General features: G+C 70.5%; 21 protein-coding genes. 7 read left to right on the top strand and 14 right to left on the bottom strand.

Annotation, left to right across the window (positions count from 1 at the left end):
- Positions 1–37: 37 nt before the first annotated feature.
- The 8 genes from dprA to J2Y46_RS12565 all read right to left on the bottom strand — a co-directional run bounded on the left by dprA (position 38) and on the right by J2Y46_RS12565 (position 6,186).
- A complete protein-coding gene (dprA, locus tag J2Y46_RS12600; protein WP_310242689.1) occupies positions 38–1,225 on the bottom strand; it encodes a DNA-processing protein DprA in 1,188 nt (395 codons plus the stop codon).
- Positions 1,222–2,745, bottom strand: coding sequence for a YifB family Mg chelatase-like AAA ATPase (locus J2Y46_RS12595; RefSeq protein WP_310242687.1), 1,524 nt, complete (start codon positions 2,743–2,745; stop codon positions 1,222–1,224). Before J2Y46_RS12595 ends, dprA begins: the two co-directional genes overlap by 4 nt.
- Positions 2,742–3,110 (bottom strand): YraN family protein, encoded by a 369-nt coding sequence (locus J2Y46_RS12590; RefSeq protein WP_310242685.1) that lies wholly within the window; start codon positions 3,108–3,110, stop codon positions 2,742–2,744. Before J2Y46_RS12590 ends, J2Y46_RS12595 begins: the two co-directional genes overlap by 4 nt.
- 112 nt (positions 3,111–3,222) lie before the next feature.
- Positions 3,223–3,546, bottom strand: a complete 324-nt coding sequence (locus tag J2Y46_RS12585) for a DUF2469 family protein (protein ID WP_045297888.1) — start codon at positions 3,544–3,546, stop codon at positions 3,223–3,225.
- Between the two features lie 61 nt (positions 3,547–3,607).
- Complete coding sequence (locus J2Y46_RS12580) at positions 3,608–4,267, bottom strand: ribonuclease HII (protein WP_045297889.1); 660 nt, start codon at positions 4,265–4,267, stop codon at positions 3,608–3,610.
- Complete coding sequence (gene lepB / locus J2Y46_RS12575; RefSeq protein WP_310242682.1) at positions 4,264–5,040, bottom strand: signal peptidase I; 777 nt, start codon at positions 5,038–5,040, stop codon at positions 4,264–4,266. The genes J2Y46_RS12580 and lepB overlap by 4 nt, the downstream gene beginning before the upstream one ends.
- 132 nt (positions 5,041–5,172) lie before the next feature.
- Entirely contained in the window at positions 5,173–5,523 is a 351-nt protein-coding gene (gene rplS, locus J2Y46_RS12570; protein WP_045297891.1) for a 50S ribosomal protein L19, read from the bottom strand.
- Between the two features lie 168 nt (positions 5,524–5,691).
- Complete coding sequence (locus J2Y46_RS12565; RefSeq protein WP_045297892.1) at positions 5,692–6,186, bottom strand: hypothetical protein; 495 nt, start codon at positions 6,184–6,186, stop codon at positions 5,692–5,694.
- A gap of 119 nt (positions 6,187–6,305) precedes the next feature.
- Here J2Y46_RS12565 and map point away from each other — a divergent pair, with 119 nt between their 5' ends.
- Positions 6,306–7,088 carry a type I methionyl aminopeptidase gene (gene map, locus J2Y46_RS12560; RefSeq protein ID WP_310242680.1) on the top strand — a complete coding sequence of 261 codons (783 nt, stop codon included), beginning with the start codon at positions 6,306–6,308 and terminating at the stop codon, positions 7,086–7,088.
- A gap of 22 nt (positions 7,089–7,110) precedes the next feature.
- On the opposite strand, the gene glgX is transcribed toward map, so the two are convergent.
- Positions 7,111–9,315, bottom strand: coding sequence for a glycogen debranching protein GlgX (glgX, locus tag J2Y46_RS12555; RefSeq protein WP_045297894.1), 2,205 nt, complete (start codon positions 9,313–9,315; stop codon positions 7,111–7,113).
- 390 nt (positions 9,316–9,705) lie between these two features.
- Here glgX and nirB point away from each other — a divergent pair, with 390 nt between their 5' ends.
- From nirB to J2Y46_RS12535, 4 genes are read left to right on the top strand one after another with little or no spacing between them, the layout of a single operon-like run.
- A complete protein-coding gene (nirB, locus tag J2Y46_RS12550; RefSeq protein ID WP_310242677.1) occupies positions 9,706–12,285 on the top strand; it encodes a nitrite reductase large subunit NirB in 2,580 nt (859 codons plus the stop codon).
- Positions 12,282–12,680 (top strand): nitrite reductase small subunit NirD, encoded by a 399-nt coding sequence (nirD, locus tag J2Y46_RS12545; protein ID WP_045297895.1) that lies wholly within the window; start codon positions 12,282–12,284, stop codon positions 12,678–12,680. The genes nirB and nirD overlap by 4 nt, the downstream gene beginning before the upstream one ends.
- Positions 12,677–13,450 (top strand): uroporphyrinogen-III C-methyltransferase, encoded by a 774-nt coding sequence (gene cobA, locus J2Y46_RS12540; RefSeq protein ID WP_045297896.1) that lies wholly within the window; start codon positions 12,677–12,679, stop codon positions 13,448–13,450. The genes nirD and cobA overlap by 4 nt, the downstream gene beginning before the upstream one ends.
- Positions 13,447–14,583 (top strand): uroporphyrinogen-III synthase, encoded by a 1,137-nt coding sequence (locus J2Y46_RS12535; RefSeq protein ID WP_310242676.1) that lies wholly within the window; start codon positions 13,447–13,449, stop codon positions 14,581–14,583. Before cobA ends, J2Y46_RS12535 begins: the two co-directional genes overlap by 4 nt.
- 104 nt (positions 14,584–14,687) lie before the next feature.
- Here J2Y46_RS12535 and trmD read toward each other — a convergent pair whose 3' ends face one another.
- Positions 14,688–15,383: a tRNA (guanosine(37)-N1)-methyltransferase TrmD gene (gene trmD, locus J2Y46_RS12530; protein WP_045297898.1), complete on the bottom strand. Its 696-nt coding sequence runs from the start codon at positions 15,381–15,383 to the stop codon at positions 14,688–14,690.
- Between the two features lie 181 nt (positions 15,384–15,564).
- Here trmD and J2Y46_RS12525 point away from each other — a divergent pair, with 181 nt between their 5' ends.
- Entirely contained in the window at positions 15,565–16,998 is a 1,434-nt protein-coding gene (locus tag J2Y46_RS12525) for an MFS transporter (protein ID WP_396653185.1), read from the top strand.
- Between the two features lie 189 nt (positions 16,999–17,187).
- Here J2Y46_RS12525 and J2Y46_RS12520 read toward each other — a convergent pair whose 3' ends face one another.
- From J2Y46_RS12520 to rpsP, 4 genes are all read right to left on the bottom strand, one after another.
- Entirely contained in the window at positions 17,188–21,240 is a 4,053-nt protein-coding gene (locus tag J2Y46_RS12520) for a bifunctional nitrate reductase/sulfite reductase flavoprotein subunit alpha (RefSeq protein ID WP_310242674.1), read from the bottom strand.
- A 101-nt stretch (positions 21,241–21,341) separates the two neighbouring features.
- Entirely contained in the window at positions 21,342–21,992 is a 651-nt protein-coding gene (rimM, locus tag J2Y46_RS12515) for a ribosome maturation factor RimM (RefSeq protein WP_396653184.1), read from the bottom strand.
- A gap of 1 nt (position 21,993) precedes the next feature.
- A complete protein-coding gene (locus J2Y46_RS12510) occupies positions 21,994–22,224 on the bottom strand; it encodes an RNA-binding protein (protein ID WP_045276246.1) in 231 nt (76 codons plus the stop codon).
- Positions 22,225–22,228: 4 nt separating this feature from the next.
- Complete coding sequence (gene rpsP, locus J2Y46_RS12505; RefSeq protein ID WP_045297900.1) at positions 22,229–22,660, bottom strand: 30S ribosomal protein S16; 432 nt, start codon at positions 22,658–22,660, stop codon at positions 22,229–22,231.
- Positions 22,661–22,853: 193 nt separating this feature from the next.
- Between rpsP and J2Y46_RS12500 the strand changes: the two genes are divergently transcribed.
- Positions 22,854–24,017 carry a glutamate--cysteine ligase gene (locus J2Y46_RS12500; RefSeq protein WP_310242670.1) on the top strand — a complete coding sequence of 388 codons (1,164 nt, stop codon included), beginning with the start codon at positions 22,854–22,856 and terminating at the stop codon, positions 24,015–24,017.
- Positions 24,018–24,083: the final 66 nt, after the last annotated feature.

The raw sequence follows: 24,083 nt of genomic DNA, 5'->3' as shown, positions 1-24,083 counted from the left end.
GTTGCGACGCACCGGAGGGCGGTGCGCCGCTCGCCGATCACCCTCCGATCCGTGCCAGCCGCCAGCCCTCGATCCCCGACTCGACCGCGCCATCAAGCGCCAGCAGCCCGAGGATCCCCCCGACGACGTCGGCCGCCATCCCCGCGCGCCGCGCGATCTCGGTGGCACCCCGCCACACGCGGGTGCTCATGGCGTCCTTCACGCGGGTCGCGTCCCCGGTGTACGCCCCGTCTCCGGGGGCTGCGGCATCCGTCTCTCCTGGCATCCCCAGCAGCTCCCGGATGTCATCCGCACTCGTGATGCACTGGGCGCCGTACTCCCGGATGAGCCGGTGCGTACCCGCCGACGTCGCCGATGTGATCTGACCCGGGACGGCGCCGAGGGGGCGCGACAGCGCCGCCGCGTGGCCCGCGGTGTTGAGCGAGCCGCTGCGCCAGCCGGCTTCGACGACGACGGTGGCGGCCGAGAGCGCGGCGATCAGGCGGTTCCGCTGCAGGAAGCGCCACTTCGTCGGCGCGGCGCCGCACGGGACCTCGCTCACCACGACACCTCGTCGGGCGACGTCGTCGATCAGCTGCGTGTGACCCGCGGGGTACGCGCGGTCGGCACCGCCAGCGAGCAGTGCGACGGTGAGTCCGCCGGCGCGAAGTGCGGCGCGGTGGGCTGCCCCATCGATGCCATAGGCGCCGCCCGACACCACGGCGATGCCGCTGGCCGCCAGTTCGGCGGCGAGCTCCCTCGCCACATGGTCGCCGTAGTGAGAGGCGGCCCGGGCGCCGACGACGGCGACGGATGCCTCGAGCCGGCGCAGCGCCGAGGCATCACCGCGCACCCACAGGCACAGCGGCGCATGCGCGCCGAGGTCGTCGAGCTGCGTGGGCCAGTCCGGATCGCCGCGCGTCAGCAGCGTGACGCCCCGCGCGGCCGCCGCGGCCAGGGAACCGGCGACCGCGCCCGCCGACAGCCGCGGCAGCCATCTCTTGCGCGCGTCGACGAGTTCCTTCGGCGTGAGTTCGGGAAACTCCCCGTCTGCCAGCACGGCTTCCAGCGCCGCGACCGGGCCGCGCGCGCCGATGATGCGGCCGGCGACCGAGTCGCCGGGCTCGATGAGCTGGCACCAGACGGCCGTCGCATACCGTGCCCGCGCCTCCTGCGCGTCGAACTCGATGCCCGCGGGCGACAGCGCCTGCTGGGCGGCGCCTGCGCTCAGGTCGAACGCGATCACAGTGAGATCCCCTTCTTCAGGTACAGGGCGCGCCCGACATGTTCCGCACCGAGCTGGGCGCGGCCCTCGATGTCGGCCAGTGACCAGGCGACGCGCAAGACCCTGTCATAAGCCCGCAGGGTGAGCGCTCCGCGGTGAAGTGCGGCGTCGAGCGGGCGGCGGACGACTGGAGACGGCGCAGCAGGTCCCTCGCGCAGCCATGTGCCCGGCACGTCGGCATTCACCTTCCACGGTGTCTCCGCGAGGCGGCGGCTCGCGCGTGCCCGCGCATCGGCGACCTGCGCTCGTGCGCTCTCGGTGGACACCGTCGGCCCGGTGCCGCGCTGCGCCACTGCGACGCGCGTCAGGGTCAGCTCGATGTCCATGCGGTCCAGGAGCGGTCCGGACAGCCGGCCGAGATAGCGGCGGATCGCTGCCGGTGGACACGTGCACGTGCCGCCGCGGATGCCGTGGTCGCCGCACGGGCACGGGTTCGTCGCCAGCACGAGCTGGAACCGTGCCGGATACTCGGCGTGCGCGCCCGCGCGGTCGATCGTGATGGTGCCGGACTCGAGGGGCTGGCGCAGGGCGTCCAGCGCGCTGGCTGCGAACTCGCCCGCCTCGTCGAGGAACAGGACGCCCTCGCTCGCGCGCGCGATCGCCCCCGGGCGCACCACTCGCGTGCCGCCGCCCACCAAGGCGGCCACGCTCGCGCTGTGATGCGGAGCGACGAAGGGCGGGGTGCGGGAGAGCTCGACCACTCGGGAGCCCGCCAGGCTCCGAATCGAGGCCGCGGTCAGCGCCGCGCGATCGTCGAGTTCGGGGAGGATGCCCGGCAGGCGCCGGGCGAGCATCGTCTTGCCGGCTCCAGGCGGTCCGCACATCAGCAGATGATGACCGCCCGCAGCCGCGACGACGAGCGCCTCGACGGCGTCGCGCTGCCCGATCACCTCCGCGAGATCGAGCGACGGCTCGGCTGCCTCCTCGTCGTCCGGGAGGGCGACCGGTGCGTCGTCGGCGACTTCGACGTCGCCGCCGTGCCACGCGATCACCTGCGCGAGGTTGACGGCGGCGAGGACCTCGATGCCGTCCACGAGCGAGGCTTCGGGGCCGTTCGCGTGGGGAACCACGACGCGTCGATGCCCCGCTCGCCGAGCGGCGACCACCGCCGGGAGCACCCCCGGCACCGGCCGGAGGCGACCGTCGAGTCCGAGCTCACCGATGTGGACCGCCGACGCGACAGAGACCGCGTCCATGGACGTCTCGGTCGCCAGGGACGCGACCGCGATGGCCACGTCGAATCCGGACCCCTGCTTGGGCAGACTCGCGGGAGACAGGTTCACCGTGAGTCGTCGTCGCGTGAGCGGCGTGCCGGTGTTCGCACAGGCGTTGTGCACGCGTTGGACCGACTCGCCGAGCGCCTTGTCGGGAAGCCCGATGATGCGGAAGTCCGGCTGCTGGTTCGACAGGTCCGCCTCGACCTCCACGCATTCGCCTTCGGCCCCGACGAGGGCGACGGCCCACGTGCGTGCGACCTTCACGGCACCTCCACGTCGACGAGATGCTCCAGGCGCGCGGTGCCGGGATCGGGGCCGATGAGGCCGATCGCGTCGATGCGCAGCCGCCGTCCCTGCACGAGCTCGCGGTGCGCACTCGCCCACGCGATCGAGAGGCGCCAGAGCCTTCCCCGTTTGCGGGCGTCGAGCGCCTCGAACGGGTGCCCGAACCCCTCATCACGCCGCGTCTTGACCTCGACGACGACGACCGTCGAGCGGTCGGCGGCCACGAGGTCGATCTCGCCGTCGCGGCATCGCCAGTTGCGTGCGAGGACGGTGAATCCCCGCGCCTCGAAGTAGCGGGCCGCGCGATCCTCGCCCGCGCTCCCGAGGACGTCTTTATCTGCCATTCCGGCATCGTCGCGCGCGAGTGCAGGCGCGCGGACGCGAGGGTGCGGCATCCGTTCAGAACTCGAGCTGCGTCCCCGAATCGGTGGGCTGGGGAGGAAGCGTCAGGACCGCTCAGGTGTCGAGCGAGAGCTCCTCGGGGAGGTGGAAATCGCGGCGCGAGAGCTCTTCGACGTTGACGTCCTTGAACGTCAGCACGCGCACGGCCTTCACGAAGCGATCGGCGCGGTAGATGTCCCAGACCCAGACGTCGGACATCGAGATCTCGAAGTAGAAATCGTGCTCGGTGTCGCGGCGCACGACGTTGACCTCGTTCGCGAGGTAAAAACGCCGCTCCGTCTCGATCACGTACTGGAACTGCGAGACGACATCGCGGTACTCGCGGTACAGAGCGAGTTCGAGCTCGCGGTCGTAGTCTTCGAAGACCTCGTCATCCATGGTGAATCCATCCTATGGGCGCGGGCGGGCGCGGCGACCCGCATGCGCGTGTGGCGAACGTTCAGAAGAGCGTGGGCGCCTCGCCGATCGACCACGAGGCCCGGTGGTGCCGGCTGATGCCGTGCGTGCGGATGGCTTGACGGTGGTCGGGGCTGGCGTAGCCCTTGTTGCGGGCCCAGTTGTATGCGGGGAGCTCGTCGTGCAGTTCGGTCATGAGACGGTCACGCGCGACCTTCGCGATGACGGATGCCGCGGCCGCCGAGGCGCAGTCGCGGTCGGCTTTGATCACCGGACGCACCGTGAGCCCCCACTCGCCGGCGGGACGGATGTAGTCGTAGTTGCCGTCGAGGATGACGATGGCGTCCTCCGGCACGACGCCGTGCGCGCGGAGATCCGCGATTGCACGGATCGAGGCGAGCCCGAGGGCGCGCATGATCCCGATCTCGTCGATCTCCTCGGAGCTCGCCCATCCGACGGCGCTGGCGGCGACCCAGGTGGCCGCGCGTGCCGCGACATCAGCGCGCTTCGGCTCCGGAACGAGCTTCGAGTCGCGCAGCCCCTGCGGAATGCGCTTGCGCGATCGCGGGGCGTCCACGACCGCCGCGCCGACCGCGACCGGCCCGGCCAGCGCCCCTCGCCCCACCTCGTCGCATGCGATGACGAGCGCGTGCTCCCGCAGGAGCCGGCGCTCGAGCGTGAGACGGGGCTCGGCGACGGTCACTTCCCGCCGCCCTCCGGCTCCGCGTCGGGAACCCCGGCGAACACGTCGTGGTGGAAGTCCAGCAGTCCGAACCGGTCGAACGGCCACGTCACGAGGAACGCACGGCCCACGAGGTTGTCGATGGGCACGAAGCCCTTGCCTGGCTGATCGGTGTTGTACCGCGAGTCCTTGGATCGGTAACGGTTGTCGCCGAGCACCCAGAGGCTGCCCTCGGGAACCGTGACGTCGAAGGGATCACCCGAGGCCGCGGTCTCCCCCGCCGGCAGCTTGAGGTACGCGCTCTCGTCGATCGGCACCTCGTTGACGGTGATCTGCCCGATGGCGTTGCAGCACACGACGTGGTCGCCGGGGACGCCGATGATGCGCTTCACGAGGTGGTCGTCGCTGTCGGGCGCCGCGAGTCCGACGAGCGACAGCACCCACTCGACGCCCTCGACGATCGGAGGACGCGCGGGTGCCGTGCTGGGCGGCAGCCATCCGCCCGGATCCTGGAACACCACGATGTCGCCGCGCTCGTAGCCGCCGAAGCGCGGCGTGATCTCGTCGACGAGGATGCGGTCCTTGACATGGAGGGTGTCCTCCATCGACCCCGAGGGGATGTAGAACGACCGCACCAGGAAGGTCTTGACCACGAGCGAGACGAGCACTGCGATCAGGATGATCACGACGACGTCGCGCAGGAACACCAGCCAGCCCCGACGACGCGGCTGAATGGTCGCGGCGGGCTCGGGCCCGGGCGCCGGCTCGGCCGGAGCCGACTTCTCGGTCGTCATGAGTTCCTTCGCGGGCGCCGACGGTCGCGGCGACCCGCATTCAAGGGTCGCACACTCCGGCCCTTCCGGAGTACGGACGAAGCCCCGGACCTGGTCGGTCCGGGGCTTCGTGACAGCGCTGCGGGGAGAGCGTCAGTTGCTCTCGCGCTTCTCCTTGATCTTGGCCTTCTTGCCGCGGAGGTTGCGCAGGTAGTACAGCTTCGCGCGACGCACGTCACCGCGGGTCACGACCTCGATGTGGTCGATGACCGGGGAGTGCACCGGGAAGGTGCGCTCGACGCCGACCTGGAAGCTGATCTTGCGGACCGTGAAGGTCTCGCGAACGCCATCGCCGGAGCGGCCGATGACGACGCCCTGGAAGACCTGGATACGCGAGCGGTTGCCCTCGGTGATGTTGACGTGCACCTTCACGGTGTCGCCGGCGTTGAAGGCGGGGATGTCGGAGCGGAGTGAAGCCGCGTCGACGGCGTCGAGGATCTGCATGATCGTCTCTCTCTGCGGCCGCCACAGGTCGACCGCGGGAAGGATGGTAAAGGACTGAGCGTGCCGCAGGCCTTCGGCGTGACGCCGTTCAGCTGGTTCCCCTGAGGCAGAACCGGTCAGGGCACAAACAGCCATTCTGCCATGGATGCCGCACCCGGCCAAACCGCGTCAGCTCGCGGGTGGAGTCTGCTTCTCCGAGATGACGATGACCTCGCGCCGAGCCGCCTCCGGCGCGTCGGCTTCTGCGGGGATGTACGCGACGCCCTCGGACGTGTGCAGGACGAATCGCGAGGGCCGCGCCTCGCTCCACAGCTGCCACAGCTCGAGCCAGAAGAGGCCGACGCCCGCGAGGATCGCCACCACCATGACGGGCGCCCACCACGCCTCGGCGAACAAGCCCAGCGAGATGACGAGGAGGTGCCACACGGTGAACCCGAGGACGTCCCACCAGGAGACTGCGCGGTGAGCCCGCACCGTTCCGCGCGCCCGCACCAGCACCGTGAGGAGCAACTGCCACAGGAAGACGCCAGGGATGGCGAGGAACAGCACCCAGAGGAACGCCCAGCCCCCTGCGTTGAACACGGCCCATCCGACCAGGAGCCACAGCGGCAGCAGGAAGGCGGACGGGATCAGCCAGCCGAAGAATGCGCGACGCAGCCACATGCCACCGATGCTACGCCCGCACACGACCCCCGTGGTCCGCTTCCGCGCGCCGCGGAGCATCCTCCCAGCCCGGTGCCGACGGGTCAGACAGAATGGAAGGGAACGAGAGGATCCCCCACATGATCGAGTTGCGCACGCCTGCCGAGATCGAGGCGATGAAGCCCGCAGGGCGATTCGTCGCCGAGACGCTCGCGACGCTGCGCGACGACACGAAGGTGGGCACCAACCTCCTCGCCATCGACCGCCGCGCGCACGAGCTGATCCGCCGCGCGGGCGCCGAGTCGTGCTACATCGACTACCACCCCTCGTTCGGCGCCCGGCCGTTCGGCAAGGTGATCTGCACCTCCGTCAACGACGCGGTGCTCCACGGTCTCCCCTTCGACTACGCACTGCGCGACGGCGACCTGGTCTCGCTCGACTTCGCCGTCTCGATCGACGGCTGGGTCGCCGACTCCGCCGTGTCGTTCGTCGTGGGCACGCCGCGCGACGAGGATCTCGCCCTCATCGCCACCACCGAGCGCGCACTGGATGCCGCGATCGCCGCGGCGACCGTCGGCAACCGCATCGGCGACATCTCGGCGGCGATCGCCGAAGTCGCCCACGGCGACGGCTACTCGATCAACACCGACTTCGGCGGCCACGGGGTCGGGCGGGAGATGCACGGCGACCCCCACGTGGCGAACGACGGCAAGGCCGGACGCGGCTACCCTCTGCGCGCGGGCCTCGTCCTGGCCCTCGAGCCGTGGTTCCTCCAGACCACCGACGAGCTGGTGACCGACCCCGACGGCTGGACCCTGCGATCGGCTGACGGGTCGCGCGGCGCGCACTCCGAGCACACCGTGGCGATCACCGAGGGCGGTCCCATCGTCCTCACCGATCGCTCATGGCTCGGCGTGAACTGACGCGCAAAACGAGCGCTTGCGGTCAGGTGCGCATCTCCGCGCTCGGGGCGTGCGCGGGAGACGTCGTTGGCGTGAGCGCCGCGAGCGACGCCGCGACCGAGTGATCCGCCGCCGCCTCTGCGCGGGGGTGCTCGCACAGCACGATCAGCGACTTCGCGGCCAGGCGGAGCACGTCGCCCGGCTTGACGATGGCGGAGTCCGCGCGCTCGCCGGCGGTGTCGACGAACACCTCCCAGTCCGGGCTGTTCTCGACGACCGGGATGTGGAAGTCGATGATGTCGTCGCCGGCGTTGAACAGCACGATGAAGTGCCGGTCGCGGATCTCGTCGCCGCGGCGGTCGCGCTCGCGGATCCCCCCGCCGTTCAGGAACACGCCGATCGCGCGCCCGAAGCCCGAGTCCCAGTCCTCCGGCTGCATGAGGGTGCCGTCGGGACGCAGCCAGGCGATGTCCGCCAGCGCCCGGCCGACCTCCCGGCGGACGGGGCGGCCCTCGAAGAACCGGCGACGACGAAACGTCGGGTGGTCGCGCCGCAGCCGCGCCAGCGCGGCGGTGAACTCCAGCAGCGGCATGTCCGCGGCATCCCAGTCCACCCACGTGGTCTCGTTGTCCTGCGCGTAGCCGTTGTTGTTGCCGCGCTGGGTGCGTCCGATCTCGTCGCCGTGCAGCAGCATGGGCACGCCCTGGCTGAGCAGCAGGGTCGCGATGAAGTTGCGCTGCTGTCGGGCGCGCAGCGTCAGCACCGCGGGATCGTCGGTCGGCCCCTCGACGCCGAAGTTCGACGAGCGGTTGTCGTCGGCGCCGTCGCGTCCGTCCTCGCCGTTGGCGTCGTTGTGCTTGTCGTTGTACGACACGAGATCGCGCAGCGTGAAGCCGTCGTGGGCGGTGACGAAGTTGACGGATGCCACGGGCCGGCGTCCGGAGTGCTCGTAGAGGTCTGCCGACCCGGTGAGCCGTGAGGCGAACTCGCCGAGCGCCTGCGGCTCGCCGCGCCAGAAGTCGCGCACCGTGTCGCGGTACTTGCCGTTCCACTCCGTCCACTGCGGCGGGAAGTTGCCGACCTGGTAACCGCCGGGGCCGACGTCCCACGGCTCGGCGATGAGCTTCGCCTGCGACACCACCGGATCCTGCTGCACCAGCTCGAAGAACGCCGACAGACGGTCGACGTCGTAGAACTCGCGCGCGAGCGCCGACGCGAGGTCGAAGCGGAATCCGTCGACGTGCATGTCGAGCACCCAGTAGCGCAGCGAGTCCATGATCAGCTGCAGCGAGTGGGGATTGCGCACGTTGAGGCTGTTCCCCGTGCCCGTGTAGTCCGTGTAGAACCGCTTGTCGTCGTCTTCGAGCTTGTAGTAGGCGGCGTTGTCGATGCCGCGCATCGAGAGCGTTGGGCCTAGGTGGTTGCCCTCGGCCGTGTGGTTGTAGACCACATCGAGGATCACTTCGATGCCGGCCGCGTGCAGCGCCCGGACCATGCCCTTGAACTCCTGCACCTGCTGACCGCGGTGACCGGTCGCGGAGTACGCGTTGTGCGGGGCGAAGTAGGAGATCGTGTTGTAGCCCCAGTAGTTCGACAGCCCCTTGTCCTGCAGGATCGCATCGTCGACGAACTGGTGGACGGGCATGAGCTCGATCGCCGTAACCCCCACCTTGAGCAGGTGCTCGATGATCGCAGGGTGGGCGATCGCGCTGTAGGAGCCCCGCATCTCCTCCGGGATGGCAGGGTGCCGCTGCGTGAGCCCGCGTACATGGGCCTCGTAGACGAGGGTCTCGGAGTACGGCGTCCGCGGACGCCGGTCGCCCGCCCAATCGAAGAAGGGATTGACGACGACGCCCTTCATCATGTCGGCGGCGGAGTCCTCGTCATTGCGCGAATCCGGGTCGCCGAAGGTGTAGCCGTACACGGGCTGCCCCCACCGGATGCTGCCCTCCACCGCCTTCGCGTAGGGATCCAGGAGCAGCTTCGCGGGGTTGAACCGCAACCCGTTCGCGGGGTCGTACGGGCCGTGCACGCGGTAGCCGTAGCGCTGACCGGGCTGGATGTTCGGAACGTAGGCGTGCCAGACGTAGGCGTCGACCTCGACGAGATCGACGCGCGTCTCCGCGCCGCGCTCTCCGAACAGGCACAGCTCGACCCGCTCAGCCCCCTCGCTGAACAGCGCGAAGTTCGTCCCGCTCCCGTCGAACGTCGCTCCGAGCGGATATGCCGATCCCGGCCAGGTGTGCACGAATCTTCTCCTTGCCGTCGGGTCGGTACACCTTATCGGAGCAGGATCGCCGAACCCTGGAGCTCACGCGTCCAGCGATCTCGCCGACCGCCCGCGGGAAGCCGTCGAGCGTCGGAACGGCGGAGCGAGCAGCTCGCAGGAGACCGCCCCGCGCGCTCGCGCGCGGCGCACCATCCATTCCGCTCTTCTCACTTCCTCGCGCCGGGCGGTGTGATCGAAACGTTCGCTCGGGGTAACCGCGCGTGGTCCGACGGTGAAACACCGCGCTCGTAGCGTCAGCTTCACCGAGACGTCCGCCCCCGAGGAGGAGCCATGGCCCACCGCGACCGTGTCAACAGCCGGAAACACGACGCTGACGCTGATGCAACATCGCCGGCGTACGGTGACGGCATGAACGAGACCCCTGCCCTCGGCACCCACGTGGTGATCGTCGGCGCGGGCATGGTCGCGCACCGCTTCGTCGAGAGCCTGCTGAGCCGGGCGGGCGACGAGTGGCGCATCACGCTCATCGGCGAGGAGGGGCGTCACCCCTACGATCGGGTCGGCCTCACCGGATTCTTCGCCGGCGTCTCACCCGAAGACCTCGAGCTCGAGCGCGCGGTGCTCGACGACGAGCGCGTGCGGTTCCTCCGCGGCGAGGCCGTCACCCGCATCGACCGCGCCGCGCGCCGCGTCACGACCCGCAGCGGCACCAGCGTCGCCTACGACCGACTCGTCCTCGCGACCGGCTCGTACGCCGCACGCCTCTCGGTCGACGGCTTCGGGCTCGAGGGGTGCTTCGTCTACCGCACCCTCGACGACGTCGAGAAGCTCGAGCAGTTCGTCGAGCGCCGCTCGGCCGAGCTCGGGCGTCCGCTCGCGGGCACGGTGATCGGCGGCGGACTCCTCGGGCTCGAGGCCGCAGGCGCCCTCCAGGGCCTCGACGTCGACTGCACGGTGGTGCAGTCCTCCGATCGGCTCATGTCAGCGCAACTGGACCTGCCCGCCGGCAACGCGCTGCGCCGTCTCATCGAGTCGCGCGGCATCACGGTCAAGACCGAGGCCGTCACCACCCGGCTCGATCCCGATCGCTCGGGGCAGGTCACCGGCCTGGAGTTCCGGGACGGCACCTATGCCCGCACGGACGTCGTGGTGTTCACCGTCGGCGTGCGCCCGCGCGACGAGCTGGCGCGGGGCGCCGGGCTCGACGTGCACCCCCGCGGCGGCGTGCTGATCGACGCCGGCTGTCAGACCTCCGACCCCCGAGTGCTGGCGATCGGGGAGGTCGCCAACTTCGACGGAATGTGCGTCGGCCTCGTCGCTCCCGGCTATGCGATGGCCGAGGTCGCCGCGACGCGGCTGCTCGGGGGCGAGGCATCCTTCCCCGGCTACGACCTGTCGACCAAGCTCAAGCTCTCGGGAGTCGATGTGGCCAGCTTCGGCGACGCCTTCGCCGAGACCCCCGGCGCGCTCGACGTCACCTACGCCGACCCGGTGGCCGGTGTGTACAAGAAGCTCGTGCTGTCGGACGACGCGAAGACGCTGCTCGGCGGCATCCTCGTCGGCGACGCGTCGGCATACGGGTCGCTCCGCCCGCTCGTCGGAGGCGCGCTCGGCGGTGACCCGGCTGCCTACCTCATGCCCGAGGGCGGTGTGGCCGCGCCGACCGGCGACCTCCCCGACGAGGCGCTCGTGTGCTCCTGCAACAGCGTCACGGCGGGAGCGATCCGGCACGCGGTGCACGAGGAGGGCTGCACGGATGTCGCGGCCATCAAGTCCTGCACGAAGGCCGGGGCCGCGTGCGGTTCGTGCGTGATGATGGTCAAGAAGATCGTCGGCACCGAGCTCGCCAAGTCCGGAGCGGCGCTCAGCAACGCGATCTGCGAGCACTTCGACATGTCGCGCCGCCAGCTGTTCGACGCCGTGCGGGTGTCGGGTCTCACGACGTTCAGCGCCGTCATCGAGCGTTTCGGCACCGGCCGCGGCTGCGACATCTGCAAGCCGGCGCTCGCCAGCATCCTGTCGACGCTCGTGCGCGGACACGTGCTCGAAGGCGAGAACGCCACCCTGCAGGACACCAACGACCACGTGATGGCGAACCTCCAGAAGGACGGCAGCTACTCGGTGGTGCCCCGCATCCCCGGCGGCGAGATCACGCCCGAGGGGCTGCTGGTGATCGGCCAGGTCGCGAAGGACTTCGGGCTCTACACGAAGATCACGGGCGGCCAGCGCATCGACATGTTCGGCGCACGCCTCGAGCAGCTGCCCGAGATCTGGAAGCAGCTCGTGGACGCCGGCTTCGAGTCGGGGCACGCATACGGCAAGTCGCTGCGCACGGTGAAGTCGTGCGTCGGCTCGACGTGGTGCCGCTACGGCGTGCAGGACTCGGTCGGCATGGCCGTGCAGCTGGAGCTGCGCTACCGCGGTCTGCGCTCGCCGCACAAGATCAAGCTCGGCGTCTCGGGCTGCGCGCGCGAGTGCGCGGAGGCCCGGGGCAAGGACGTCGGCGTGATCGCCACCGAGGCAGGGTGGAACATGTATGTCGGCGGCAACGGCGGGTTCACGCCCCGCCACGCGGTGCTGCTCGCCGAGGGGCTCAGCGACGACGAGCTCCTCACGGCGATCGACCGGTTCCTGATGTACTACATCTTCACCGCCGACCGCCTGCAGCGCACCGCGCCGTGGTTCGAGGACCTGGACGGCGGGATCGAAGGTCTGCGCGACGTCATCTTCGAGGACGGCCTCGGCATCTGCGCCGACCTCGACGCCGCGATGGCGGCCCACCTCGACTCGTACGAGGACGAATGGAAGGCGACCCTCGAGGACCCCGAGAAGCTCCGCCGATTCGCGTCGTTCGTCAACGCACCGTCGACTCCCGACCCCTCGCTGGCCTACACCGCCGAGCGGGGCCAGCCCCGACCCGCCACCGAGGACGAGCGCGCCGATTCGCGCGTGCTCATCGCCGGAACGACCCTGGAGGTGCGCCGATGACCCTCGTCGACCCGCAGACGGCCGAGTACACCGCCCCCGACGGCTGGGTGCGCGTGTGCGCGCTCGACGATCTCGAGATCGAGCGCGGCCGCGCCGCCCTCCTGGGCGGCACGCAGATCGCACTCTTCCTCCTCCACGGGCCGGACGGCTCCACGGGCCGCGTCCACGCCGTCTCGAACCTCGACCCCTACAGCCACGCGCACGTCATCTCGCGCGGCATCGTCGGCACCCGCCAGGACGTGCCCACAGTCGCCTCGCCGATGTACAAGCAGGTCTTCGATCTGCGCACGGGCGTCTGCCTCGACACCCAGGGCAAGGAGCCGAAGAGCCTGCACGTCTGGCCCGTGGCCGTCGACGACGGACATGTGCTGGTCCGCTGGGAGGGAGAGGGATGACCGGGCGGGCGAAGAGCACCGTCGGCCGCGTCGACCTCATCGGCGGCGGCCCCGGTCCCATCGACCTGCTCACCCTGCGTGCATGGCGCCTGCTGACGCGCGCGGAGGTCGTCGTGATGGACCGGCTCGGTCCGACCGACATCCGCGACCATGTCGGTCCGGACGTGGAGATCATCGACGTCGGCAAGCTGCCAGGCCACCACCCCGTGCCGCAGGACGAGATCAACGAGCTCCTCGTCGACCGCGCCCGCGCGGGCAAGCGCGTGGTGCGCCTCAAAGGCGGCGACCCCTTCGTCTTCGGCCGCGGCGGCGAGGAGGTGGCCGCATGCCTCGCGGCCGGCGTGCCGGTCGACGTCGTGCCCGGCATCTCGAGCGCCGTCGCGGTGCCCCAGGCAGCCGGCATCCCGATCACCCATCGCGGTGTCGCGGGAGCCGTGCACATCATGAACGGGCCGTCAGAGGTGACCGAAGCCACGCTCGCGGCCCTGCGCGACGACAGCGTGACGACGGTCATCCTGATGGGCGTCGGCGCACTGCCCCGCATCGTCTCGGACGCCCTCCACGCCGGCGTTCCCGCGGATCGTCCCGTCGCCATCGTCGAGCGCGGTCACCACCGCGACCAGCGCACGACACGCAGTACTCTGGGGTCGGTCGTGGTCGATGCAGGCCTCGCCGGCGTGCGCAACCCTGCCGTCATCGTGGTCGGCGAGGTCGCCCGAGCCGGGCTGCTGCTTCCCGACCCCCAACTGGCAGGTGACATCGTCCTTTGAGCTCCACCCCACGCCCCACCCTCTCGGCCGCACTCGACGGCTGCACGATCGTCATCGCCGTCGATCGTCGCTCCTCCGAGCTGGCCGCTGCCCTCGAGCGTCACGGCGCTCACGTGCGCCACGCCCCCGCGCTCACGATCGTCCCCCACATCGACGACGACGCCCTCATCGCCGCGACGCGCGAGCTCATCGCGCAGCAGCCCGACGTGGTCGTCGCGACGACGGGCGTGGGCTTTCGCGGCTGGATGGAGGCCGCCGACGAAGCAGGACTGCTCGACGACCTCCACGCCGCACTGTCCCGCGCCCAGATCGTCGCACGCGGCCCGAAGGCGCGCGGCGCGATCCAGCAGGCGGGTCTCACCGCAGACTGGGTGGCGGAGTCCGAGACGTCCGCGGAGCTCGGCGAGTACCTCCTCGCCGAGGGTGTCGCCGACCGGCGCGTGGCAGTCCAGCACCACGGCTCGGGCGCCGACGGCCTCGACGAGCTGTTCGAGGGTGCGGGCGCCGACGTGGTGAGCCTGACCGTGTACCGCTGGGGCCCTCCCCCCGACCCCGCGGCGGTCTCCCGCTCGGTCGTCGCCGCCGCGCAGGGCGAGGTCGACGCGGTGCTGTTCACGTCCGCCCCGGGCGCCGCCGAGTGGATCGCGGCCGCACGGAACGAGGGCGTGCTCGCCGAGATCGTCGAGCGCGAGGCGGAGCGACGCCTGCTCATGGCCGCCGTCGGGCCGATCACGGCGGGCCCGCTCCAGGAGGCGGGCCTTCAGCCGCTGATCGCCGAGCGCGGTCGCCTCGGCTCGCTCGTGCGAGCCGTCGTCACACACTTCGGCGGGGGCGGCGCGGCATCGCTCCCGACCGCTGCCGGCCGTCTCGAGCTGCGCAGCACGGGCATCGTGCTGGACGGCCGGCACATCCCGCTGTCGCGCAGCGCCACCGACATCGTGGCCGCGCTGTTCGACGCCCAGGGCGGCGTGGTCTCGCGGCCGCGTCTGCAGGCGGCGCTCCCGCGCTCGGGCGAGAACACGCACGCCGTCGAGATGGCCGTCGCGCGGCTACGCGAGTCGCTGGGCGTTCCCGACCTGGTCAAGACCGTGGTGAAGCGCGGCTACCGCCTCAACGTCATCGACCCCGCCTGACGCGTCGCAGGTGATCCTGCGGCGGCCGCCGCTGAGCCCACGCGGCCGGAGGCTCCGCGCCACGCGCCGGCGGCGCGTGCAGGGGCCGTGGGGACCGCCCGCCCTCAGGCCGCAGGATCCGGCTCCGTCAGCAGGTCCGGACGGTGCGCCCGCGTGCGTTCGAGGCTCTGCTCGTGCCGCCATGCGGCGATCGCGCCGTGGTTGCCGCTGAGCAGCACGGGCGGCACCTCGAGCCCGCGCCATTCGGCGGGCTTCGTGTAGCTCGGGTACTCGAGCAGCCCGAGCTCGTGCGACTCCTCGACGAGGCTCTCGGGGTTGCCGACGACTCCCGGGATGAGCCGCGACACGGCCTCGATCACCGCCATCGCCGCGACCTCTCCCCCGTTCAGCACGTAGTCGCCGAGGCTCACCAGCCTCACCCGCCCACCCGCCGAGTAATGGTCGACGACGCGCTGGTCGATCCCCTCGTACCGCCCACAGGCGAACACGAGGTGCTTCTCGTCGGCGAGCTCCCGGGCCATCGGCTGCGAGAACAGTTCGCCGGCGGGCGACGGCACGAGCAGCACGGCGTCGTCGCTCAGCACGTCGTCGAGTGCTTCGCCCCAGGGCTCGGGCTTCATCACCATGCCGGCGCCCCCGCCATACGGGGTGTCGTCCACGGTGCGATGGCGATCGTGGGTCCAGTCCCGCAGATCGTGGACATGCATGTCGAGGATGCCGCGGTCCCGCGCCTTCCCGATCAGCGAGACGCCGAGCACGTCGAAGAACGTCGGGAAGATCGTGACGATGTCGACGCGCATGCCTTCGAGTCTAGAAGCCCCGCGTGTTTCCGACGTGTGACGGGGCGCCCACCTCGGGCCGCGGCATCCGTGATCGAGAAGTGACGGAGAGGTAACCGCGCGAGGAGGCGGGCCGAAACACCGCGTTCCTAACGTGGAGACACACTCACCCCCAAGTGTGTGCTCACCTCAGGGAGGCGCCATGACCACGACCGACACGCCGTCGATGACGGATACCGCAGCTCCATCCCGCACCATCGCGCCGGCCGACGCGCCGGTCACGCTCACCCATCGCCCCGGCCGCTGGATCGACGGCTGGAACGCCGAGAATCCGACGTTCTGGGCCGCCTCGGGCCGCGCCATCGCGCGACGCAACCTCGGGTGGTCGATCTTCGCCGAGTTCCTCGGCTTCATCATCTGGCAGCTGTGGAGCATCGTCGTCGTGATGCTGCCCGCCGCCGGGTTCCAGCTCACGAGCTCCGAGTCGTTCTGGCTCATCTCGCTGCCGAGCCTCGTCGGCGCGACTCTGCGCTTCCCGTACACGTTCATGGTCGCGATCTTCGGCGGCCGCAACTGGACGATCGTGTCGGCGGCGCTGCTGCTGATCCCCGCGACGCTGCTCGGCATCGTCGTGTCGAACCCCGAGACCCCGTTCGGCGTGCTGCTGCTCGTCGCCGCGCTCGGCGGCGTCGGCGGCGGCAACTTCGCGAGTTCGATGGCGAACATCACCTACTTCTTCCCGCAGAAGGAGAAGGGCTGGGCGCTCGGCCTGAATGCCGCGGGCGGCAATCTCGGCACGTCGGTCGCCCAGTTCGCGGTGCCGATCGCGGTGACCATCGGCGCCGGTGCGACCCTCAACATCTCGCTCGCCGGCTGGATGTGGATCCCGCTCATCCTGCTCGCGATCTTCGGCGCCTGGCGCTACATGGACAACCTGTCGTCGGCGAAGGCGGACTTCGGCAGCTCCGCCGCGGCACTGCGCGAACCGCACCTGTGGGTCATGGCGCTGCTCTACATCGGCACCTTCGGCTCGTTCATCGGGTTCGCAAGCGTCTTCCCGAAGCTCATCGCCGACCAGTTCCCCGAGTTCTCCACGATCCAGGTCGGACAGGCGGCGGTCTCGCTCGCGTTCCTCGGCGCCCTCGTCGGCTCGCTCGCCCGCCCCTACGGCGGCCGACTCGCCGACCGCTTCGGCGGCGCACGCGTGACGGTGTGCGCCTTCTCGGTGATGGCACTCGGCGCCCTCGCCCTCGTCTGGACGCTGCCGATGCACAACTTCGTCGTGTTCCTGGCCTGCTTCCTCGTGCTGTTCGCAGCGACCGGCATGGGCAACGGGTCCACCTACCGCATGATCCCGAGCATCTTCGCCGCACGCTCGCAGGCGCGGGGCTACGCGCCGGGCACGGCGGAGGCCACGAAGATGATCCGCAAGGCGGCCGCGGCGCTCGGGCTCATCTCGGCGATCGGCGCCTACGGCGGGTTCCTCGTGCCTCAGGTGCTCAACGCCTCCCAGCTCGCCACCGGCGGCTACCAGGCCGCCTTCTACGGCTTCGTCGCCGCGTACGTGGGACTGCTGCTCCTCACGGTGTTCGTGTACGTGATCCCGCGGGCGTCGCTGGCGAAGCAGCGCATCTGACCGCACGTGCCCTGACGAAGAGCGGATGCCTCGACCCGAGGCATCCGCTCTTCTGCATGCCCGTCGGAACCCGCCGTCGGAGGGGCTTCCTCCGTCACCTGCGCACCGCGGAACGCGCCGATCGCGGGCGCCGGTGACGGACCGACCGGGTGGCCGGCGCTCTCGGACGCGGCCGGGCGGAGCCCCGGCTCAGTAGACGTCGCGGACGTAGCGCTCGTCGGCGGCGAGCCCGCGGACGTACTCGGCGGCGGCCTCCTCGGAGAGCTTGCCGTGCTGCTGGGCGATGGCGACGAGCGTGGCGTCGACATCCTTGGCCATCCGCATCGCGTCACCGCACACGTATACGTGCGCGCCGTCGTCCTGGAGCCAGCGCCACAGGTGGGCGCCGTGCTCGATCATGCGGTCCTGCACGTAGATCTTCTGCCGCTGGTCGCGCGAGAACGCGACGTCGAGGCGCGTGAGGAAACCGTCCTCGCGCATCTCAGCGAGCTCGTCCCGGTAGTAGAAGTCGCTCGCGGCGTGCTGCTCGCCGAAGAACAGCCAGTTGCGACCGGTGTGGCCGTCGGCCCGACGATCCTGCAGGAACGCGCGGAACGGCGCGATCCCGGTGCCGGGGCCGATCATGATCATCGGGATGTCGCCGGCCGCCGGCGGGCGGAACGCGGGCGAGCGCTGCAGGTATACCGGGGCGGCGAGGGCGCCGCCGTCCGCGAGGAAGGTCGAGCACACGCCGCCGCGCGCGCGTCCGGAGTCGGTCTCGAAGCGGACCACGGACACCGTGAGCTCCACGGTGTCGGGATCGGTCTTGGGGCTCGACGAGATGGAGTACTGGCGGGGCTGCAGTCGCTTGAGCGCGCCGGCCCATTCCGCAGCGGTGGCCTGCACGGGGAAGTCGCGCACGAGATCGACCGCCTGCTGGCTCCACAGGAACTGCTCGAGGCGCCCCTTGTTCTCGCGCCGCAGCAGACCGTTGAGCATGCTGTCGCCGCTGCGCTCCGCGATGAAGCGCACCAGGTCGACGGGGGTCTTCGTGATGTCGAGGCGCGTGCGCAGGGCGTCGGCGAACGTGCGCTCCTCGCCGTCGACCTCCACGATCTCCAGCGGCGGGATGCCCGTCGCAGCGAGCCACTCTGCGACGACCGCCGGCGCGTTGGCGCACACGACGCCGAGCGAGTCTCCGGCCTCGTACGTCGCGCCCGAGTCCGAGAGGTCGAACGCGAAGCGCCGCACCTCTTTCTGCGAACCGGGCCCGCTCAGCAGATCGTTGCGCACGAGCGGCGCCTGCACGGGATTGGCTCGGCTGAACAGACGCTTCGCCGGCGGAGCCTGCAGAGCGACGGATGCCGCACCCGTCGTCCCCTCCGCGGCCAGGGTGTCGAGGATCTGGGCCAGCCACGCCTCGCGCGGCTCGTCGGCGTCGGGCTCGAGATCGACCCGTTCCAGGAGTGCGGTCGCGCCGAGCTCGCCCAGGCGAGCATCGAGCCGGCGGCCGTGACCGCAGAAGTCGTCGTAGTTGGAGTCGCCGAGCGCGAGCACCGCGTAGCGGAGACCGGACAGCTCGGGCGCTCCGTCGGCGTTGAGTTCATGCCAGAGCGCGGCGGCATTGTCGGGCGGTCCACCGTCGCCGAACGTGGACGTGACCACGAGCAGACGCTTCACCGCCGTCAGGTCCGGCGCGCGCAGCTCCGCCATGCTCCGGGCACGTGCGGGGATGCCGCGCGCGCCGAGTGCGGCGGTCGCCGCCGTGGCGAACTCCTCGGCGTTGCCCGTCTGCGAGCCCCAGAGCACGACGACCTCGTCCAAGCCCCCGGTCCCCGGCATCCCGGTGCCGACGGACGTGCGGGAGAACGCCCCCGCGAGCACGCCGTCGAACCACGCCCGCACGAGCCCGCCGAGCGGCGCCTCGACGGGCAGCACCGGCACCTCGCCCGGGGCGAGCACCACGGACCGCACCGTGGACAGGAAGCCGGCGAGGTACGCGCCCTCCAGATCGGTCAGCTGCGGCGGTGCGAGGGCCACGCCGGCGCTCGCGAGCGCCTCGTCGGCGGATGCGGTCGGCCATCCTGCTCCCCCGACCGCCGGGCCGACCCGGCGCAGAGTCACGGCGGCGAACTTGAACTCCGGCTGCGCCGACAGCGGGTCCACCGCGTCGCTCGTCACGGCATTGACGGTGACGTACTCTCCGTGCTCGTCGTTCCAGTGGAACGGCGCGAACAGTCCGCCCGGCTGCACACGGTCCGTGAGCACCGCGGGCACGACGAACCGGCCGCGGCGCGAGGCGACCTCGACCTGATCACCCTCGGCGATGCCGAGCCGCTCGGCATCGACCGGGTGCACCTCGACGAACGGTCCGGGATGCAGCTTCGCGAGCTTGGCGACGCGGCCGGTCTTCGTGAGCGTGTGCCAGTGGTGCGGGAGGCGCCCCGTGTTGAGCACCCAGGGATAGTCGTCGTCGGGAAGCTCGGCCGGTGCGAGGTGCGGCCGCGCGAGGAACTGCGCGCGCCGCGACGGCGTCGCGAACGCCAGGCGCGGCACCGTGCCGTCGTCCTGCACGTGCAGCGACTGGCTCACCCCGTCGTTGAGGTACCGGATCGGATGCCGCGTCGCGGTGTCGTCGGGCGGTGACGGCCATTGCACCGGCGTCTCGCGCAGGCGCTCGTAGGTCACGCCGCGCAGATCCCACCCGGTCTGGGGGTTCCAGAAGCGGCGGATCTCGTCGAACACCTCGGCGCTCGTGGCGAAGTCGAACCCCTCGAACCCCATCGCACGGGCGATCTGGCAGATCATGAGCCAGTCCGGCTGCGCCTCGCCCGGCGCGTCGATGACGTCACGCACAAGCGTCAGGGTCCGGTCGCTGTTCACCGTCACGCCCTCGGCTTCGACCCACAACGTGGCCGGCAGCAGGATGTCGGCGTATGCGGTGGTCGCGGTCTCGGTGTAGACGTCCTGCGCGATGACGAGCTCGGCGGTCTCCAGCGCCTCGATCACCGTCTTGCGATTCGCCACCGAGGCGACAGGGTTGCTGCAGATGATCCAGACGGCCTTGATCTCGCCGTCGGCCGCACGGCGGAACATGTCGATCGTTCCCGAGCCCGACTCTGCGCGGATCGCGCCTGATTCCAGCCCCCAGACGTCCTCGACGAACGCGCGGTCGGGCGCGCTGAACACGGCGCGCTGGCCGGGCAGACCCGGCCCCATGTACCCCATCTCGCGCCCGCCCATCGCGTTCGGCTGGCCGGTGAGCGAGAACGGGCCGCTCCCGGGACGGCAGATCGCGCCGGTCGCCAGATGGAGATTGCAGATGGCGTTCGTCGACCAGGTGCCGTGGGTGGACTGATTGAGGCCCATGGTCCACAGCGTCATCCACTCGCCGGCCTCGCCGATCCAGCGGGCGGCGGTGCGGATGTCGTCTTCGGCCAGTCCGGTCAGCTCCGCGACCCGCGCCGGCGGGTACTCGGCGAGGAGCTCGTCCATGTGCTCCCACCCCTCGGTGTGGGCGGCGATGAACTCCTCATCGATGTCGCCTGCCTCCACCAGGAGGTGCAGCAGGCCGTTCAGCAGCGCGAGGTCCGTGCCGGGCCGGATCTGAAGGAACAGATCCGCGCGCTCGGCGGTCGTGGTGCGACGCGGGTCGACGACGATGAGCTTCGCGCCTTGCTTCAGCCGGTCGGCCATGCGCAGGAACAGGATGGGGTGGCAATCGGCCGTGTTCGAGCCGATCACGAAGAAGAGGTCGGTGCGGTCGAAGTCCTCGTACGATCCGGGCGGCCCGTCGGCACCCAGCGACTGCTTGTAGCCGGTGCCGGCCGACGCCATGCACAGCCGCGAGTTCGACTCGATGTGGATGCCCCGCAGGTACCCCTTGACCAGCTTGTTCGAGAGGTACTGCGCCTCCATGCTCATCTGCCCCGAGACGTACAGCGCAATCGAGTCGGGGCCGTGTTCGTCGAGGATCGCACGGAGGCGGGCCGCGGCATCCGTCACCGCATCAGAGACCGCAACGGGCACCGCGGGCTCGCCGCGGGACGGCCGCACGTGCGCCGTGGTCATGCGACCCGGAGCCTGCATGAGCTCGGTGTGGGTCGCGCCTTTGGTGCACAGCCGCCCGCCGTTCGTGGGGTGCGCGCGGTCGCCCGTCACCTTCGCGATGGCGAGCGGATGCCCCGCCCCGGCGTCCGAGGTCGTCACCGAGATCCCGCAGCCGACGCCGCAGTAGGAGCACACGGTGCGCACTTCGCCCATGGCTTCGATGGTCCCGGACGGAGGTTCCGAGGTGTTTCCCGCCGTGTTTCCCGCAGATCACATCTGCCGCACGCTCAGCGGCTGCGCGCAGTGAGGACGAGTCAGTCGGTGGAGTCGTCGGCGTCGGGCGCGGAACGAGACTCGTCGGCGTCGTCCGGGATCTCTTCGAAGAGTCCTGCCGGCGGGGTCACGATGACGCGACCGCCCGCGATGTCGACCTCGGGCACGATCGCCCTGACGAACGGCACGAGCACCTCGTCGTCGCGGACCTTCACGATGAGCAGGTCCTGCGACGGGAAGTGATCCACGCGCGCGACCTTGCCGACGACCTCACCGTCACGCACGACGTCGAGGCCGATGAGCTGGTGGTCGAACCAGGCGTCCTCCTCGGCGGGCGAGGCCTGCATGTCTTCGTCGACCCAGAGGATCGCGCGGATGAGCCCTTCGGCCGCATCGCGGTCGTCGACGCCCTCGAAGAAGGCGACCGGGTGGCTGTTCATCCACTTGAACTCGCGCACCGTGAGGGGCTTGCCGTGCCACGGCGACGACTCGGGCACCTGGAGCGTGAACGTCGCGCCGGGGACGAAGCGTCCGTCAGGATCGTCGGTGTACAGCTCGAGTTTGATCGCGCCCTTCAGGCCGTGCGCCTTCACGAGGCGGCCGACCCGGAGCTGCGTCTTGCCCGCGGGGGGAACTGCGTTCACGGGCTTGCGGGCGTCTGCGCCCGATCCCGTGGTGTCGCCGGCGGACACCTCAGTCGTCCGCGACGTCGACGCGCACGCGGCGGCCGTCGGCGAGGGCAGAGATGAGGGTGCGCAGGGCTTTGGCCGTGCGGCCGCCGCGCCCGATCACGCGACCCCGATCGTCGGGGTGGACGTGCACCTCGAGCACGTCGCCTCGCGGCGACGTGGACGAGTCGATGCGGACGTCGTCCGGGTGATCGACGATCCCCTTGACGACGTGTTCGAGCGCGGCGGCGAGCAACGGATTACTCGGCGGACTCGGCGGCGGCGTCGGCCGCGTCGGTCGCCTCGTCGGCGGGAGCCTCGGCGGGCTCCTCAGCCTTCTTCTCAGCCTTCGGCTTGACGACCGACTTCTTCGAGGCGTCGACCTCGAAGGCGGCCTTGTCTTCACGGGTCTTCACGGTCGAGACCGCGTTCTTGTCGCCCTTGAACTGGCCCCAGTCGCCGGTCAGCTTGAGGATGGCGAGCACCTGCTCGGTCGGCTGGGCGCCGACGGACAGCCAGTACTGCGCGCGCTCCGAGTCGACCTCGATGAACGAGGGCTCCTCGGTGGGGTGGTACTTGCCGATCTCCTCGATGACACGACCGTCGCGCTTGGTGCGCGAGTCGGCCACGACGATGCGGTAGTAGGGCGCACGGATCTTGCCGAGGCGCTTGAGACGGATCTTGACAGCCACGATTCTCCTGAATGTGTGGAAAGTGATTGAACCGGTCGCCTGGAGCGTGGGGTGCACACCCGGCGGAAGCTCTGAAGGAGGACATCACGCTGGATAGAGGGTCGAGCGTGTGGTCCAGCCCTCTATTCTGCCAGATGACGAACCATGCCGTGAACCAAGGGGGTGCGGCGGGTCCCCGTGTCAGACTGTGCCCATGACGGTGCCCTTCGCGACATCCGCCCGATCGTCCGTCGGTCTCGAGTGGGAACTGATGCTCGCCGATACCGCGACCGGAGACCTCATCCCGCGCGGGCCCGAGCTTCTCGCCGCGCTCGAGGAGCGAACGACGCTGGAGCGCTACACGGTGACCGGAGAGCTGCTGACCAACACCGTCGAGTTGACCAGCGGTATCGGCGACACGGTCGCCGCCGCCGTCGACGACATCGCCGACGCGATCGCCGAAGTGCGCACCTACACCGACCCGCACGGCATCGATCTGCTGTGCGCCGGCAGCCATCCGTTCGCGCAGTGGTACGACCAGAGCGTCACCGACAAGACCCGATACCACAAGCTCATCGAGCGCACCCAGTGGTGGGGTCGCAACATGATGATCTGGGGCATCCACGTGCACGTCGGCGTCGACGACGTCGACAAGGTGTTCCCGATCATCAACGCCCTCGCCGTCTACCTGCCCCACCTCCAGGCGCTGTCGGCGTCGAGTCCGTTCTGGGCGGGTGACCGCACCGGGTACGCATCGAACCGCGCCCTCGTCTTCCAGCAGCTGCCCACCGCGGGACTCCCCTGGCCGCTGCACGACTGGAGCGAGTTCGAGGGCTACCTCGACGACATGGTGAAGACGGGCGTGATGGAGGACGCCACCGAGGTGCGGTGGGACATCCGCCCGGCCCCCCGCTGGGGCACGATCGAGGTCCGTGCCTGCGACGGGATGTCGACGCTCCCGGAGCTCGCCGCGGTCGCCGCGCTCGTCCAGGTGCTGGTCGAGCACTTGTCGCGACGCCTCGACGCGGGGCTTCCGCTCGAGACGATCCAGCCCTGGTTCATCCGCGAGAACAAGTGGCGGGCTGCCCGGTACGGCCTCGAGGCCCGCGTGATCGTGGATCACCTGGGCACGCAGCGCCCCGTCGTGGAACACCTCCGCGAAACCCTGGAGGAGGTCGGGGACATCGCCGTCGAGCTGAAGTGCGCCCGCGAGCTCGAAGGGATTCAGACCATCCTCAGCGATGGCGCGAGCTACTCGCGTCAGCTCGCGATCGCCGAAGCCGCGGACGGGGACCTCCGTGAGGTCGTACGTCACCTCGTGGGCGAGTTCCGTTCGGGCCCCACCCTGCGCGAGCACCTCGCCGCGCTCGGCCACTGATCCTGCGCAGACGTGTGAGTGCGCGGATGCGGCGGCCCGCACGCGGGCCCACGCGCCCGGAGACTC

It is taken from the genome of Microbacterium sp. BE35 (genome assembly GCF_031457705.1).
GTDB classification, from domain to species: Bacteria; Actinomycetota; Actinomycetes; order Actinomycetales; family Microbacteriaceae; genus Microbacterium; species Microbacterium trichothecenolyticum.
This window is presented reverse-complemented; position numbering and strand designations above follow the sequence as displayed.

What these genes read in the sequence shown, in the direction of transcription:
- J2Y46_RS12520 (WP_310242674.1), bottom strand. Translation starts at nt 21,240, where the DNA reads ATGGGCGAAGTGCGCACCGTGTGCTCCTACTGCGGCGTCGGCTGCGGG.
- lepB (WP_310242682.1), bottom strand. Translation starts at nt 5,040, where the DNA reads ATGACGACCGAGAAGTCGGCTCCGGCCGAGCCGGCGCCCGGGCCCGAG.
- J2Y46_RS12585 (WP_045297888.1), bottom strand. Translation starts at nt 3,546, where the DNA reads ATGGATGACGAGGTCTTCGAAGACTACGACCGCGAGCTCGAACTCGCT.
- J2Y46_RS12500 (WP_310242670.1), top strand. Translation starts at nt 22,854, where the DNA reads ATGACGGTGCCCTTCGCGACATCCGCCCGATCGTCCGTCGGTCTCGAG.
- nirD (WP_045297895.1), top strand. Translation starts at nt 12,282, where the DNA reads ATGACCCTCGTCGACCCGCAGACGGCCGAGTACACCGCCCCCGACGGC.
- trmD (WP_045297898.1), bottom strand. Translation starts at nt 15,383, where the DNA reads ATGCGCGTCGACATCGTCACGATCTTCCCGACGTTCTTCGACGTGCTC.
- J2Y46_RS12565 (WP_045297892.1), bottom strand. Translation starts at nt 6,186, where the DNA reads ATGTGGCTGCGTCGCGCATTCTTCGGCTGGCTGATCCCGTCCGCCTTC.
- J2Y46_RS12590 (WP_310242685.1), bottom strand. Translation starts at nt 3,110, where the DNA reads ATGGCAGATAAAGACGTCCTCGGGAGCGCGGGCGAGGATCGCGCGGCC.
- map (WP_310242680.1), top strand. Translation starts at nt 6,306, where the DNA reads ATGATCGAGTTGCGCACGCCTGCCGAGATCGAGGCGATGAAGCCCGCA.
- rplS (WP_045297891.1), bottom strand. Translation starts at nt 5,523, where the DNA reads ATGCAGATCCTCGACGCCGTCGACGCGGCTTCACTCCGCTCCGACATC.
- J2Y46_RS12525 (WP_396653185.1), top strand. Translation starts at nt 15,565, where the DNA reads ATGACCACGACCGACACGCCGTCGATGACGGATACCGCAGCTCCATCC.
- cobA (WP_045297896.1), top strand. Translation starts at nt 12,677, where the DNA reads ATGACCGGGCGGGCGAAGAGCACCGTCGGCCGCGTCGACCTCATCGGC.
- nirB (WP_310242677.1), top strand. Translation starts at nt 9,706, where the DNA reads ATGAACGAGACCCCTGCCCTCGGCACCCACGTGGTGATCGTCGGCGCG.